Consider the following 14,897-nt stretch of genomic DNA (forward strand, 5'->3'; position numbering starts at 1 on the left):
GCTCGTATTTTTGATACTATCGGAATTTATAAGTTTTGTACTTAGTTTTAGTGTCTAGCTCCAGCGCCCAGAGACTAGCGAGACTTCCCACACCCTCCGTACGATAAGTGAACATCGACTCACTTCGATCGTCGTGTTTCCTATATCTCCTACAGGCTCAGTCCAGTCCGTACGTCGCTAAACGGGGCGCTTGCGCTTTTCTAATTTCTCTACCCAATTCCCCTCACATCATCTAAAATAGTAAGAAAACGCTTACTATAAAAGGTGGTCAAACCATGCGCTACATAAGAATCCCTCTATATATCATGACCTTTTTCCTATTCTTATTAACAGGCTTTCTCACGCTTTATTACGGGAAAGAAACCTTCCATTTTGACCAAAAAGAATCTATTGAAGCAGAAGCCGTGAACAATGAACCAAAACTACATTTCGTCCTCATCCCTGAGGAGCTTGAAAATGACTATTGGCGTCTTGTTGAGCAAGGGGCAAGAGATGCGGCGAAGTTTCATCATGTGCATTTAGAGTATCTTGGTCCAAAGCAGGCGAACAATGATGAACACCTAAAAACCATCGATATGGCGATTGCTGGCCTTGTTGATGGAGTCATCACACAGGGTGTTGCCGAGCCGGATTTTAATACACTTGTCACGAAGGCAAAAGAAAAGCTCATCCCTGTTGTGACGATTGATACGGACGCACCGGAAAGTGATCGGGCAGCCTATGTGGGCACGGATAACTATTATTCTGGCTTTCTTGCTGGAAAAGCACTGCTTAACGACACGAAGGGTGAGCAAAAGGTTGCCATCATCACAGGGCGGCATGAAGCACCACACCAAAAGCTCCGTGTTCAAGGATTTAAAGATGCCGTCGCAATTGAAAAACGGATCGAGGTTGTGGCGGTTGAGGAATCCAATATTACGGAAATTGGCGCGGTCGAAGCCGCTCACCGAATTTTGCAGCAGCACCCAAAGTTAACGGCTTTTTATGGAACGAGCGCACTTGACGGCATCGGCATTGCCAAGGTGGTGAAAAATCAAAAAGCTGAGGACGATCTGTACATCATCGGCTTTGACATCCTTCCTGAAACATTGCAGTACATTGAAGAAGGCACGATCGAGGCAACGGTTGTTCAATTTCCATATCAAATGGGCTATGAAGCGGTCGAAAAGCTGATCATGCTGAACAATGGAGAAAAGCTTGATCCCCTCCAGCATACTGATACAAAGGTCATTCATAAGGAAGATTTACCGATCTCACCTGCCTCTATGAATGGGGGTATGCAGCCATGACAAAAATTCGCAACAAGCTGTTAGTTTACTTTCTAGCATTTGTTTTCCTATTTAATATCGTTTCGTATTCGATCTATTTAAGCAGCTCTCAAATTGTGTCTGAATATCACAGCAGTTTTGAGCGGTTTCTTCTATTTAATGAGATTACTCAGCAATCAACACAAGTATATGAAAAAATCAATGCATATGTGGTAGAAAAGGATGAATCCTATCTAAAAGAATATGAAGATATTAAAAAACGGCTGCAGGAAAACAACTTCAGACTCCAGGAGGACGCCATTACAGGAATTAATAAGGAAGAGCTTGAAAAATATCGCCGTATGATCCGAAATCTTCTCTTTGAAAGTGATGTCACGGTTGCGGCAGTTGGCTATGATAATGTGGACCAATATACAACACATGCAAAGGAAGTACGAAATATTTCCTCCTATATTTTAGAATCCACCCTTCAGCTTCTAAACTTTGAACTTGCGGAATATCAAATGTTTTATCAGGAGATGGAAAAGCGGAACCATGCATTCAAATGGTTTACAATCAATTTATTTGCATCCACGCTTATTTTGGCGCTGATCACAGCTGTTTGGTTTTCAAGAGGACTTACAAAACCGCTTCGAAGCTTATCTAAGGCAGCAAAGGAAGTATCAGAAGGAAACTTTGATGGTCCGCCCATTAAGGTGAAATCGAATGATGAGGTGAAGGTGCTTAGTGATTCGTTTCAGCAGATGCGCGGAAACATTAAGCAATTAATAGAAGAAATCAAGGAAAAGTCTGAGCTTGATCAGCTTCTTAAAGAGCTTGAGCTGAAGCATTTGCAAAATCAGATCAATCCGCACTTTTTATTTAATACATTAAATACCATATCCCGTATGGCTTATCTTGAGGATGCAACCGTCACCTCGCGTCTCATTCAATCTGTGTCAACCTTGCTGAGGTCAAGCCTTGGGGACATTAATAAAACCGTCACGTTAAGAGAAGAAGTGAATGTTGTCAAAGAGTATTTTTATATTCAAAAAACAAGGTTTGCGGAACGAATTACCTTTCAAACAACTATTGATGATTCGTGTTTAGATGTAGAAATTCCTGTGCTTACCTTGCAGCCATTAGTTGAAAATTCCTTCATCCATGGTGTTGAAGGACTAGAGGAAGGCGGGGTGATCAGTCTCAATATCTATCAACATAACAATCAAGTCATCATAGAAGTCGCTGATAACGGCAAAGGAATGGACGAGGAAACAAAGGAAAAAATTTTTTCCAGTGAAAAAATCGACCTGCATGAAGAGCATAGCGGACATTCGACGGGAATCGGATTAAGAAATGTGATCAAGCGACTGGAACTGGTGTACAAACAACCTGACATATTAGACATTACATCACATAAAGACGAAGGAACGACAATCAAAATGAAGCTTCCAATGCAAAAGGGGGAACAATGATGAAGGTGATCATTGTCGATGATGAAATCATTGAACGAAAAGCGATGAAAAAGTTCATCTCAGATAGCTTTACACATATTGAGGTGGTGGCAGAAGCGGCAAATGGAAGAGTGGCGATTGAAGAAGCAAGAAAGCATCAGCCGGATGTGATGTTCATGGACATTCATATGCCTGGAATCGATGGCCTTGAAGCGATCAGGCAAATTTCGCATGAGCTCCCGCAAACCAAATTTATCATGGTATCTGCTTATGATTCCTTTGAATATGCAAAAGAAGCAATGAAACAAGGGGTAAAGGAATACATCTTGAAACCAAGTAATAAACAGGAAACATTAGAATCATTGTTAAGAGTGGAAAAAGAAATTCAAAGGCAAAAAATGCTCGTGGAACAAACAAAGAAACAGCTGGATGAGACGGAAAAACTAGCAAAGCAGCAAATCATCACAGCGATGATGCAAAATGAAGTAACAGCTGATATCGAGGCTATGTACGGAAAGCTTTTCCCTGATAAACAAACAGCTTACTTTTTTGTCCTAACAGGCAGTGACCTAAAAACAACGACAGAGTTATTAGACAAGAAGACGTTTATTGTAAAAGAACAAGGAGATAAACTCATTATTCTAATGCTAACTGATAAAAGATCCCTTCACCATGTAAAGGCAGATGCGCTCACACTTGCCCGTTCACTATGTCAATCGCAACCGTCTGCAACAATAGGGGTTGGTTTTCCATACGCTGAATTAATGAAACAGCCAATCTCCTATCAACAGGCACTACTTGCTTCAACCCAGTTAACAAAAGAAGGAAGTGTGTCGTACGGATTTCCGCTTTTGCAAGAAAATGAAGATGGAACAGTTCGTAAGCTTGAAAAAGCGATTTTACAAGCAATCTTGATTGGGCAAGCAGAGCAGGCGACAGATTATTTCACCTTATATCATGAACATCTCACAAAGAAAGACGACCATTCAAAAGCTGTGCAATATTTAAGGGAATGGGCTTTTCGCTTAAAGCAAGCACTAGAGGATGAGGGGGTTAGCCTTCGTGATGCAAATGTTTTAGCAGCAGAAACAAAAGCTGATTTTCTTGACCTCATCCGTCATTTCACTGAAAAAGTGATCCTGCAAGGCGAGGGGAATGACCCGATTTCCAAGGCGAAAACCTATATCCATGATCATTACCGGGAATCATTCAGTCTTGAAGATGTCGCTGATTATGTGGAGCTGACGCCAACGTATTTCACAAAGCTTTTCAAGGAACAGACACAGCAAACATTTATTGATTATGTCACAGATTTTCGGATTGAAAAGTCAATGGAACTGCTGCGCCAAACAAATCTGAGCTTAAAGGAAATTGCCTATGAGGTTGGCTATAAAGACCCTAACTATTACAGCCGCGTGTTTAAAAAGTGGACAAATATGTCTCCAAAACAATACCGATCAACCTTAAAATAATGCAGAAATTAATAAAATAGTACAGAAGTTGAGTGGGTGAAACGCTTCCATCCTCCTTTATACTGATGTTAGTAAGCGATTACAAGCAGATATAAGGGGGATGTACCAATGAAAAAGACGTTTTTACTGTCATTATTTTTAGTATTCACATTGATTATTTCCGCTTGCAGCTCAGGCTCAAGCACAGAAGAAGCATCAGAAGGAAGCTCAAATGAAGGTGGAGGCGACAAGTCAGCACCATTAGATATTTTCAGTTGGTGGACTGGCGCTGGTGAAGAGGATGGATTAAAGGCTCTTATCGCATTATTTGAAGAAAAACATCCAGATATTCCGATCGAAAATGCAGCAGTAGCAGGTGGAGCAGGAACAAATGCAAAAGCTGTACTAGCAAGCCGTATGCAAGGGGATGATCCTCCGGCAACGTTCCAGGTCCATGGCGGCGCTGAGCTAAACGAAGGCTGGGTAGCAGCTGGAAAAATGGAACCGCTTAATGACTTTTATAAAGAAGAAGGCTTAAACGATAAATTCCCGCAAGACTTAATTGACATGGTAAGCAAAGATGGCAACATCTACTCTGTACCAGTGAATATCCACCGTGGAAATGTTCTTTGGTACAACAAAAAATTACTGGATGAAAATGGATTACAAGCACCAACAACATTTGATGAGTTTTTTGAAGTAGCTGAAGCATTAAAAGCAAAAGGCATTACACCATTAGCACTTGGTGACAAAGAGCCTTGGACAGCAACTCACCTTTACGAAACGGTTCTACTAGGGGTATTAGGAACAGAAGACTATGGCAAGCTTTGGACTGGCGAACTTTCATTTGACGATCCAAAGGTAACCGAAGCAGCAGAAATCTTTAAAAAGATGCTTTCATATGTAAACGAAGACCATGCATCACGTAACTGGCAGGATGCGACACAATTAGTAGCAAACGGTGAAGCTGCGATGAATGTCATGGGTGACTGGGCAAAAGGATATCTTGTCAATGACTTAAAGCAAGCAGTAAACGAAGACTTTGGCTATGTGCCAACACCAGGGACAGAAGGCCAATTCATGGTTATCACGGATACATTTGGTTTACCAACAGGTGTTGAAAACCCAGAAGGTGTCAAACAATTCCTAAGCGTATTAGCATCTGTTGAAGGGCAAGACGCATTCAACCCGCTAAAAGGCTCAATCCCAGCGCGTATTGATGCTGACGTGGAAAAATATGACCAATACGGAAAAGACACAATCGAAGACTTTAAAGAAGCCACACTTGCACCAAGCTTAGCACACGGATCAGCTGCATCCGAAGGCTTCTTAACAAAAGTAAACCAAAACGTGAACATCTTCGTTACCCAACAAGATGTAGGTCAATTCACAGATTCCTTAGTATCTGCAACTGCAGAGCTGAAGTAATCACCGAGGGGATGAGCACAGTCTCTTCCCCTTTTTATACGATCAGAAAATGGATACTTTTTTCAAACATTGATGATATGTAATAAGAATTGGTGCGGGGTGATTGCAGCTCCAGGATGCTCGCTTTCCGTGGGGCGTGCGGTGAGCCTCCTCGCCGCTTCGCGTCTGCGGGGTCTCACCTATCACGCTGCTCCCACAGGAGTCTCGCACCTTCCGCTTCAATCACCTAAAATAGTTATTTCTCAAGAAACTATTTTCGTACAGAATGTTGCTTTTGAATACTATTTTTAAAACACGATAGTGGAATGGAGCGGAAGACACTTGACTCCTGCAGGAAGTAGAGGAAAGACTGAGACCCCACAGGCGAAGCCGAGGAGGCTCAGCTTCCTCCCCGGTGAATCTTGTGTCTGGAGCGCAATGAAACGAACAAATTCTTACGATTGCCTTTCTTAAAAACAACAAAGTATGAGAAAACAGTCTAACCATAGCACCAATCTTTTTAGAAAATTGTCTTTCTACAAGAGGTCATTCAGGAAACGTCCCCCTTAATAGGGGAACGATTCCAGCCGAAAAATGACCTCTCATAAAGGAGGAAAAAGCAGATGGAAACAGTCAAACCTACACATTCAGCGGAACAGGCGGTCACATCCCTGCCAAAAAAGAAAAAGCTATCAAGTGATCATCTCATGGCAATCGGCTTTATCCTGCCATCATTCATTCTTATTTTAATCTTTGTATACGGATTTATCGGCTGGACCGGCTATGTCTCATTTAGTAATTGGAACTCACTCGTACCTGACTTTTCATTCGCAGGCTTGAAAAACTATATCTACCTATTCCAGGATTTCCGTTTCCAGGCTGACTTACGGAACACAATCTTTTTCACCGTTCTCTTCATCGGCTTTGTCATCATAAGTGGAATGGGACTGGCAATCTTGCTTGACCAAAAAATTAAAGGGGAACCAATTTTTCGAAATCTGTTCTTCTTTCCAATGGCCTTATCATTTGTCGTAACAGGGGTTGTGTGGCAATGGCTATTAAACCCATCAACAGGCGTAAACCTGTTTATAAATAAATTAGGCATGAATCCTAAATGGTATACGGACACAAATATTCTGGCAGGCTTTCAGTGGGGGAAAATTGAATTCGGAATACCGGCAGCTCTATTAGCAGTTGTCATCGCGGCAGTCTGGCAAATGACAGGGTTCTCACTCGCAATGTATTTAGCGGGATTACGCGGAATTCCTGATGAAGTAAGAGAAGCAGCCCGTATGGACGGTGCATCAGAATTCTTAATCTATCGAAAAATCATTCTGCCATTATTACGTCCAATTACAGTGAGTGTCATCATCATCATGGCTCATATCTCACTAAAAATCTTTGACTTAATCTATGCAATGACAGGTCCTGGCGCCAACTTCGTCACAGACGTACCAGGTGTATACATGTTTGAAACAACATTCCGTGGCAATTATTACGCAAACGGAGCGGCGATCGCGATGATCATGCTTGTCTCAGTAGCGATCTTCATCGTCCCATACTTAATCCACAGCAGAAAGGCGGAAGCATAACATGGTGCTACAACGAATCAGCAAACCAATTATTTATCTCATCCTAATCGCCATGAGCCTCTTCTTCCTCATGCCGGTATACGTTATGGTGATCACAAGCTTAAAGCCATTTGACCAGGTGACACTGGCTACAATGTGGGAGCTTCCAAAAGCTCTAGATTTCAGCGGCTATGCAGAGGCATTTGAAAAGCTGGCGCCAAACCTATTGAATTCGTTCTACCTTGTGATTCCGGCAACTCTTTTGTCAGCTTTACTTGGTGCCATGAACGGCTATGTTTTAGCAAAATGGAAATTCAAAGGTGCAGATATCCTGTTTACAGTTATTCTGTTCGGTATGTTTATTCCATACCAAAGTATTTTGATTCCCCTGATTCAGTTTTTACGTGAGGTTGGCTTATATAACTCTATTACTGGGTTAATCTTTGTCCACGTCGTATACGGCTTACCGATCACAACACTTATGTTCCGTAACTTCTACGCGAATATCCCGGATGAAATGATTGAAAGTGCCCAGATTGATGGGGCTGGATTCTTGGGAATCTTCCGCCATATTATGATTCCTTTATCGATCACAAGCTTTGTGGTAGTTGCAATCTGGCAGTTTACAAATATTTGGAATGAGTTCTTGTTTGCGGTGACCATTACAACGTCTGATCAACAACCGATTATGGTGGCATTGCAAAACCTTTCTGGCAGTCAGATTGTCCATTGGAATGTGCAGATGGCTGGTGCGTTGTTAGCGGCATTGCCTACTTTACTAGTCTATATTTTACTAGGGAAGTATTTTGTGAAAGGATTGTTGGCTGGATCTGTGAAGGGGTAAGTGAGAGGGCAGTCTCCTGTATGGGGCTGTCTTTTCGTATAAAAGGAAATAGATAAAGAAGTAATTCATAAGTAAATTACTTCTTTATTTAAAGATAAGAAAGTATAAAAGTTTGTACTTAGTTTTAGTGTCTAGCTCCAGGCACCATCGGCTCGAGGTCATAAGTCAAATAGGAATTGAAGGTAAAAAGCACCTTCTATTCCTATTCGCCTTATGCTTGTCGCCGAATGCTTAGCGCCTTGCACTTTTCTTATCCCTAATTCAAACTAAACACACCATACACCCAAATATTCCCCTTATCAGAAACATAATTTTGAGGATCTACTGGATTTCCGTCTTTATCATAAATATAAATCGTAGCGACTCCAGTTGAAGCAGACACTCCTACTCGATATCCGCCAGCTGTCATCGTTTCATCAGGAGTGACAATAAACGAGTGAATCTTCTCTGTACAGTTTTTGTAATAGATGAGTATTCTTGTTTGTTCCGTGACCACTTTCTCAATGTTAAGAGGAGCATGCCGATCATCTTCAACAACTTTCCATCCATCACCATAATTTTTGATCGACGCAGCAACCTCATATCTTGAGGAATGTCCTCCATATGTAAATCCTACAAGTAGTAGGATAGCTAGTAATACTAGAATAATCCTATCAAGTTTCATCAACTAGGCCTCCATTATTCTCTTACTCTTTATAACTAGATTAGACAAAAGGACAATAAAAGTCTGTCAGTATTTGGAAGAAAATAATAGGTCCTTCTGTCGATTCCGTTCAAGGGGCTTTTTTCACATAAAATTTATCATATCATCTTTGATATTTCATAAGCTAGATAAATAAAATAGGAGAAACATAAATGTATATATAATAGTAGAAAAACGCTTTCATTTTTAGTGGGAATTGGTAAACTAAAAATATAGGGGAACTTAGTTTCGAAACACAAAGGGGAAGGGGATTATTATGTACACAATCGGCATTGACTTAGGCGGCACAAACTTACGAATCGGCTTGTTTAATGAGAAGGGTGAAATCATAAACGAACAAAGCCGCCCAACAGAAGCAGAAAAAGGTCCTGAATATACGATTACTAACATGGCTGAAGCGATTAATGACCTTAAGTCAAACTATGATATTAAAGCAGTGGGAATCGGATCACCGGGCCCACTATTTCCAAATACAGGTATCATCATCGAACCGCCAAATCTCCCTGGATGGGTGAACGTTCCGATTGTAAAGATGCTAGAGGAAAAAACAGGTCTACCAGTCAAGCTAGAAAACGACGCCAATGCAGCAGCACTTGCCGAAGCCACACTTGGAGCAGGGAAAGGGGCCAGCAGTGTGTACTTTATTACAATAAGCACAGGAATTGGCGGCGGTTACGTCCTAAATGGGCAGCTTATTTCAGGTGCACAAGGAAACTGCGGTGAAATCGGAAATATGATTGTGAATCCAAGTCCTGATGCTTACCAAGGCCCGGGATTAAACAAGGGGGCGTTGGAAGGATTAGCTTCTGGAACTGCAATCGGCCGAATCGGAAAAGAAAGGCTAAACATAACAAACAGCGCACAAGGAGTGTTTCAGCTAGCCGAGCAAGGAAATCAGCAGGCACAGGAGATTCTTGATGAAGCCATAAACTATCTTGCGATTGGTCTAGCGAATATTATTCATACAGTGAACCCAGAGGTCATTGTGATTGGCGGCGGGGTAATGAAATCAAAGGACCTTATATTGAAGCCTTTAATTGAGAAAACAAGAGAGTATGTATACCCAAGTTTGAAGGAGTCACTAGTCATCAAGCCGGCTGTTTTAGATCAGAAAGCAGGTCTGGTTGGGGCAGGGTTGTTACCTACTAATTAATAAAAAAACTCCCCTTTGTCATAGCGCGGTTATATCCGCCGATAAAGGGGAGTTTTATTTATATAGTAAAAATAAACTTAAGTAGCAAGTAAAAACCGGCCCATAATGGAATACTTAGCAACGTGCCCCACACAACTCCATTTAACACATTTCCTTGCTCCTCCATTATCAACCACTCCTTATGTCATAAATATTTTAAATCTTATCTGAATTATAATTGAAAACGCTTACAAAGTCTAATTTTTTAATTAAATCAGGAGGATAGTAATGAAATCTATTTTCAATATCAAAAAACTGGTTAGTTTCTACTACATCTGTCAAACATAAAAGCAAAAGGAAATAAAAGGAGAATGAAAATGGGCTCAAACGAACCAGGTAGAATCAATGTTACGTTTCAACATGACGAGAAAAAAGTACATCAAATATTAAATCTTTCCCAATTAACCGCATTACTAAGCTCTGACCTTATTCATGTTGATGAATTTCTTGAACCAAAAAAGGTGGACAAAAAAGTGTGGGTAAGAAATGTAAATGGGGTAACTCTTCATATTCAGCTGAAGTATTAATCGGCACGGACTATACCAAACGAACAAAAAACCCTACAACTAGTCTTTAGAGATGCGCGAGATTCTAAAGTTCAGATGTAGGGTTTCATTTATGTCTTAAGCGACTCTTCTCTTTTTCTTTCCACAGCGAATACAACGATCAGAATAATAGCTATATTTGTGGCGCCTGCTAATGAAACAAAGAAGGCTCTTTATCATCTTCACTTAGATCAACTCCCTAATGTTTAGGTGGCTCAGCCATCATAGTAACCAAACCTTAGACCTGGAGTTTTGCGTCCCACTCTTTCGAAAGGTTTGCATTTGTCTAGTAAAGTATAGCTAAATTATACCAATAATTGGATTTAAAGATGAACAAATAAAATTTGACATAATTCTACAGAAACAGCCTCTCACATGTGAGAGGCTGTCATCTATTAGTGTAATAGCATTGTTAGTAATGCAGTGAAGAGAATGGTTGCAACTGGAAAAGTAATATACAAGATCACCTTGTTTCTCTTTTTTATTCTTGCAGCCTCTTCAGGTGTCATCCAAGCATGATTCGACATCAACATTTAACCCCTTCTTTATTTAATGTAGCTGGCAGACTTTGTTAGAACATTAGCCCTATAGCATTCCATCATCACCTTTCAGTGATTTTGGCTTTATACTATTAAGTATCGATAGATGATAGGGTGAAATAAATAGGTAATAAGAACTAAAAATATCTTCCTATTTTTTCGACTCTTCCTTATAATAGGAAGCATGACGTAAATTGATATAGGAGTATAAGTGACAATCGCAACAATTACATTTTTGGAAGGCTATAATTCATGGTTTAGTGGATCTTTTGAACCACTCAATAGGAAAGCCCTTACATTAAATTGGTACAAATTTCTCTAAAAAAGATGTAAAAAAACTGTAAAAATCATGCTAGAATAAGGAAGTGTCAAAAAATGTGTTAAAAAACGGTACTTTTTGTCATGAAATGTATCTATCTAGTAGATAACATAGAAATTATTCTTTATAATAATATGGGCTTTACGAAATAATAGATTATAATTATCGGAGGTTAATCATGGAAGAAACCATCAGCTTGAAAGAGCTGTTTCTAACAATAAAGAAACGTCTCTCATTCATCATCATCATCACAGCGATTGCAACGGCAACAAGCGGCATCGTTAGTTATTTTCTCCTTACACCAATCTATCAATCATCAACACAGATTCTAGTTAATCAATCAAAAAATGACCAACAAGTATACAATGTGGGTGAAGTACAAACAAATCTGCAATTAATTAACACATATACTGTTATTATTAAAAGTCCGGCTATTTTAGATAAAGTGATAAAAAAAGAGAAATTAGAAATGTCTGCTAGTGCACTAAATGAATTAGTTACAGTCTCGAGTGAACAAAATTCACAGGTAGTTAATATTTCTGTGCAAAACGAAGATGCACAAAAAGCAGCAGATATTGCAAATTCTATCGCATCAACATTCCAAGAAGAAATCTCTACTATTATGAATGTAGACAATGTCAGTATTTTAACTCATGCACAATTGGGTGAAGATTCATCACCGGTTAAACCACAGCCAGCATTAAATATGGCGATCGCATTTGTAGTGGGATTAATGGCTGGTGTAGGATTAGCCTTTTTACTAGAGTATCTAGACAATACAATTAAAACAGAGCAAGACATTGAAAACCAGTTAGGGTTACCTGTATTAGGTGCTATAACAACGATTAATATGGACGATGAAATGAAAGAAGAACCCAATCCAGCAACATTAAGAACGCGAGGTGAGTCTGTTGGCTCGTAAAGATCGAAAAAAGATAGTTCAATTACAAAATAGAAGTTTAATTTCAATGACGACTCCTAAATCACCGATTGCTGAACAGTTTCGAACAATTCGTACTAATATTCAATTTTCGAGTGTGGATGAAGAGCTTCAAACAATGATTGTGACTTCATCAGGCCCAGGAGAGGGAAAATCCACAACAACTGCTAACTTAGCTGTCGTATTTGCACAACAAGGAAAACGAGTTTTATTAATAGATGCAGATTTACGGAAACCAACTGTACACTATACTTTCCGTACTGAGAATCATATTGGGCTATCAAATGTGTTAACAAGACAGGCATCATTAGAGGAAGCTGTTGCAACAACAGCACAGGACAAGCTTTGGGTATTGTCAAGCGGGCCTATTCCGCCAAACCCATCAGAATTGTTAGGTTCCAAGGGGATGACTATTCTATTAGAACAAGCAAAAGATCAGTATGATGTAATCATTCTTGATACTCCTCCTGTTTTAGCTGTAACGGACGCTCAAGTATTATCAAACTTAGCTGATGGTGTTGTTTTAGTAGTAAGCAGTGGGAAAACAGAAATAGATGCTGCTAAGAAAGCAAAAGAATTATTAGATAGTGCAAAAGCAAAGATCTTAGGTGTTGTATTGAATAATAAAAAGGTTCAAGATAGTCAGTATTATTACTACTATGGGGGAAAATAGAAAAGTTTAAATATCCCCCCTTTTTTATTTGTTTTTTATTAATGATACTATTACTAATTCTGAAAATTTATAGGTAAACAGTGTTGAGGATTATCCTGTAAATTCGAATTGAACGTGGAAGCTTTGATTTATATATTTATATACATAGTCGTATTCTCCTTAGTACGAACGATGGTACATAGACAGTGGAGGATGTGATTGATATGGAGAAGTTGAAAAAAGGGGATTACGAATATTATTACGACGCTCCATTATCAAAGCGAGAAGAAGTATATTAGTAGGAACAAAGATGTTCTAGGGAGTAATAGAGTTTAGTCATGTGATTTCATTTAAAGGATATCCCGTTAGAGGTTTTGCTTTAATAAAAAAATGTGCAATTATTGATTATTTATAGTTTAAGGTAATTTAAACGATTTGCTCTATTAAAAATTAACCGTAGAAATATAAATATGAAAGAGGGATTTCTATGAAAAAAGTAAGAAAAGCAATTATACCAGCTGCGGGATTGGGAACTCGTTTTTTACCCGCTACAAAGGCAATGCCAAAGGAAATGTTACCGATAGTAGATAAACCTACTATACAATATATTATAGAAGAGGCGAAGGAATCAGGTATAGAGGATATTATTATTGTTACAGGTAAAGGAAAGCGTGCTATAGAAGACCACTTTGATCATAACTTTGAATTAGAGCAAAACTTACTAGAAAAGGGAAAACTGCATTTGCTTGAAAAAGTAAAGGAATCGTCCAAAATTAATCTTCATTATATTCGTCAAAAAGAGCCAAAAGGATTGGGGCATGCAGTTTGGTGTGCAAGAAAATTTATTGGTGATGAACCATTTGCAGTTTTGCTAGGAGATGACATTGTAGAAGCTGAAACACCCTGTTTAAAGCAACTTATAAAAGAATATGAAAAAACGCAATCATCAGTTATTGGTGTACAGGCAGTCGCAGATGACCAAACTCAACGATATGGAATAATCGATCCTTCGGAAAACAATGGTAACTCATACAAAGTGAAATGCCTAGTTGAAAAACCTAAAATGGGTACAGCACCCTCTAATTTAGCGATTATGGGGAGATATGTATTAACTCCTGAGATTTTTGAATTATTAGAAAAGCAAGAAACTGGTGCAGGTGGGGAAATACAACTTACTGATGCTATCCAAGCTTTAACAGAGAAACAAACTGTTTATGCATATAATTTTGAAGGCATCCGATATGATGTTGGAGAAAAACTTGGATTTATCCAGACTACTCTTGAATTTGCACTTAAAGATGTTACATTAAAACCTGAATTAATAGGACTAATAAAAAGATTGTTAGTAAAAGAGAAGATTGAGATTTAAAGGAGGATTATCTGTGTCAAAAGTATCATTAAATGAAATGAGCCACAACAATATTTTAACTAAACGGAACAAAAATACATGGATGTATTTCACAACTAAACGTACCATTGACGTATTAACCTCAATTTTTGGAATAATAATTGCACTACCGATTTTTACTGTCATTTCTCTTATATCATTTTTTGAAAATCCCAAAGGACCTATCATTTTTAAACAAAAAAGAATAGGAAAACAAGGAGAAATTTTCTATATTTATAAATTTAGATCAATGGTAATAAATGCAGAAGAGAAACTAAAAAGTAATAAAGAACTTTATGAAAAATATTTGAAGAATAATTATAAACTTGAGCCACACGAGGATCCAAGAATAACAACATTAGGTAAGTTCTTGCGTAGAACAAGTTTAGACGAGTTACCTCAACTTTTTAATGTATTAAAAGGTGATATGAGTCTGATAGGACCTAGACCTGTAGTAGAAGAAGAATTAAAAGAGTATGGAAGTAAAACTCAAGAATTTATATCAGTGAAACCAGGATTAACAGGTTATTGGCAAGTAAGTGGAAGAAGTAATGTTGGGTATCCGGAAAGAGTAGATATTGAACTATTCTATGTTTATAATCAATCATTAATTTTAGACTTTAAAATCTTTGTAAAGACTATCTTG

Annotated in this window: 14 protein-coding genes and 2 riboswitches; of the genes, 12 read left to right on the forward strand and 2 right to left on the reverse strand. The window is 38.8% G+C overall.

Features of this window, described 5'->3' with window-relative positions; translation table 11 throughout:
- The first annotated feature begins 275 nt into the window (after positions 1–275).
- From AC4GZ8_RS17590 to AC4GZ8_RS17615, 6 genes are all read left to right on the forward strand, one after another.
- Positions 276–1,289, forward strand: coding sequence for a sugar-binding protein (locus AC4GZ8_RS17590; RefSeq protein WP_491083198.1), 1,014 nt, complete (start codon positions 276–278; stop codon positions 1,287–1,289).
- Entirely contained in the window at positions 1,286–2,722 is a 1,437-nt protein-coding gene (locus AC4GZ8_RS17595) for a sensor histidine kinase (RefSeq protein ID WP_491083199.1), read from the forward strand. The genes AC4GZ8_RS17590 and AC4GZ8_RS17595 overlap by 4 nt, the downstream gene beginning before the upstream one ends.
- A complete protein-coding gene (locus AC4GZ8_RS17600) occupies positions 2,722–4,173 on the forward strand; it encodes a response regulator transcription factor (protein WP_491083200.1) in 1,452 nt (483 codons plus the stop codon). Before AC4GZ8_RS17595 ends, AC4GZ8_RS17600 begins: the two co-directional genes overlap by 1 nt.
- Before the next feature lie 108 nt (positions 4,174–4,281).
- On the forward strand, positions 4,282–5,580 hold the full coding sequence (locus tag AC4GZ8_RS17605; protein WP_491083201.1) for an ABC transporter substrate-binding protein: 1,299 nt from the start codon (positions 4,282–4,284) through the stop codon (positions 5,578–5,580).
- 602 nt (positions 5,581–6,182) lie between these two features.
- The gene (locus AC4GZ8_RS17610) at positions 6,183–7,151 is read left to right on the forward strand and encodes a carbohydrate ABC transporter permease (RefSeq protein WP_491083202.1); all 969 of its coding nucleotides are present in this window, start codon (positions 6,183–6,185) and stop codon (positions 7,149–7,151) included.
- 1 nt (position 7,152) lies between these two features.
- On the forward strand, positions 7,153–7,974 hold the full coding sequence (locus AC4GZ8_RS17615; protein WP_491083203.1) for a carbohydrate ABC transporter permease: 822 nt from the start codon (positions 7,153–7,155) through the stop codon (positions 7,972–7,974).
- A 256-nt stretch (positions 7,975–8,230) separates the two neighbouring features.
- Here AC4GZ8_RS17615 and AC4GZ8_RS17620 read toward each other — a convergent pair whose 3' ends face one another.
- Complete coding sequence (locus AC4GZ8_RS17620; RefSeq protein ID WP_491083204.1) at positions 8,231–8,638, reverse strand: hypothetical protein; 408 nt, start codon at positions 8,636–8,638, stop codon at positions 8,231–8,233.
- A 295-nt stretch (positions 8,639–8,933) separates the two neighbouring features.
- On the opposite strand from AC4GZ8_RS17620, the gene AC4GZ8_RS17625 reads away from it, so the two are divergent.
- Complete coding sequence (locus tag AC4GZ8_RS17625; RefSeq protein ID WP_491083205.1) at positions 8,934–9,830, forward strand: ROK family protein; 897 nt, start codon at positions 8,934–8,936, stop codon at positions 9,828–9,830.
- A 356-nt stretch (positions 9,831–10,186) separates the two neighbouring features.
- Positions 10,187–10,396: a hypothetical protein gene (locus tag AC4GZ8_RS17630; protein ID WP_491083206.1), complete on the forward strand. Its 210-nt coding sequence runs from the start codon at positions 10,187–10,189 to the stop codon at positions 10,394–10,396.
- Between the two features lie 224 nt (positions 10,397–10,620).
- Positions 10,621–10,705, reverse strand: a riboswitch (cyclic di-GMP riboswitch).
- Between the two features lie 104 nt (positions 10,706–10,809).
- On the opposite strand, the gene AC4GZ8_RS17635 is transcribed toward AC4GZ8_RS17630, so the two are convergent.
- Complete coding sequence (locus AC4GZ8_RS17635) at positions 10,810–10,941, reverse strand: hypothetical protein (protein WP_491083207.1); 132 nt, start codon at positions 10,939–10,941, stop codon at positions 10,810–10,812.
- Positions 10,942–10,964: 23 nt separating this feature from the next.
- Positions 10,965–11,046: riboswitch (cyclic di-GMP riboswitch) on the reverse strand.
- 404 nt (positions 11,047–11,450) lie between these two features.
- Between AC4GZ8_RS17635 and AC4GZ8_RS17640 the strand changes: the two genes are divergently transcribed.
- The 4 genes from AC4GZ8_RS17640 to AC4GZ8_RS17655 form a co-directional block, all read left to right on the forward strand.
- Complete coding sequence (locus AC4GZ8_RS17640; protein WP_491083208.1) at positions 11,451–12,194, forward strand: YveK family protein; 744 nt, start codon at positions 11,451–11,453, stop codon at positions 12,192–12,194.
- Positions 12,195–12,240: 46 nt separating this feature from the next.
- Positions 12,241–12,885 (forward strand): CpsD/CapB family tyrosine-protein kinase, encoded by a 645-nt coding sequence (locus AC4GZ8_RS17645; protein ID WP_491083214.1) that lies wholly within the window; start codon positions 12,241–12,243, stop codon positions 12,883–12,885.
- Positions 12,886–13,351: 466 nt separating this feature from the next.
- Positions 13,352–14,233, forward strand: coding sequence for a UTP--glucose-1-phosphate uridylyltransferase GalU (gene galU, locus AC4GZ8_RS17650; RefSeq protein WP_491083209.1), 882 nt, complete (start codon positions 13,352–13,354; stop codon positions 14,231–14,233).
- Between the two features lie 37 nt (positions 14,234–14,270).
- Positions 14,271–14,897, forward strand: a 627-nt coding sequence (locus AC4GZ8_RS17655) for a sugar transferase (protein ID WP_491083215.1), incomplete at its 3' end; no start/stop codon positions are given.

Source organism: Metabacillus sp. RB-C-LZQ-3-1 (assembly GCF_058315175.1).

Excerpts from the sequence above, each read along its gene's own strand:
- AC4GZ8_RS17595 (WP_491083199.1), top strand. The coding sequence starts at position 1,286 with ATGACAAAAATTCGCAACAAGCTGTTAGTTTACTTTCTAGCATTTGTT.
- AC4GZ8_RS17615 (WP_491083203.1), top strand. The coding sequence starts at position 7,153 with ATGGTGCTACAACGAATCAGCAAACCAATTATTTATCTCATCCTAATC.
- AC4GZ8_RS17640 (WP_491083208.1), top strand. The coding sequence starts at position 11,451 with ATGGAAGAAACCATCAGCTTGAAAGAGCTGTTTCTAACAATAAAGAAA.
- AC4GZ8_RS17620 (WP_491083204.1), bottom strand. The coding sequence starts at position 8,638 with ATGAAACTTGATAGGATTATTCTAGTATTACTAGCTATCCTACTACTT.
- AC4GZ8_RS17605 (WP_491083201.1), top strand. The coding sequence starts at position 4,282 with ATGAAAAAGACGTTTTTACTGTCATTATTTTTAGTATTCACATTGATT.
- AC4GZ8_RS17630 (WP_491083206.1), top strand. The coding sequence starts at position 10,187 with ATGGGCTCAAACGAACCAGGTAGAATCAATGTTACGTTTCAACATGAC.
- AC4GZ8_RS17610 (WP_491083202.1), top strand. The coding sequence starts at position 6,183 with ATGGAAACAGTCAAACCTACACATTCAGCGGAACAGGCGGTCACATCC.
- AC4GZ8_RS17635 (WP_491083207.1), bottom strand. The coding sequence starts at position 10,941 with ATGTCGAATCATGCTTGGATGACACCTGAAGAGGCTGCAAGAATAAAA.
- galU (WP_491083209.1), top strand. The coding sequence starts at position 13,352 with ATGAAAAAAGTAAGAAAAGCAATTATACCAGCTGCGGGATTGGGAACT.
- AC4GZ8_RS17590 (WP_491083198.1), top strand. The coding sequence starts at position 276 with ATGCGCTACATAAGAATCCCTCTATATATCATGACCTTTTTCCTATTC.
- AC4GZ8_RS17600 (WP_491083200.1), top strand. The coding sequence starts at position 2,722 with ATGAAGGTGATCATTGTCGATGATGAAATCATTGAACGAAAAGCGATG.
- AC4GZ8_RS17625 (WP_491083205.1), top strand. The coding sequence starts at position 8,934 with ATGTACACAATCGGCATTGACTTAGGCGGCACAAACTTACGAATCGGC.
- AC4GZ8_RS17645 (WP_491083214.1), top strand. The coding sequence starts at position 12,241 with ATGACGACTCCTAAATCACCGATTGCTGAACAGTTTCGAACAATTCGT.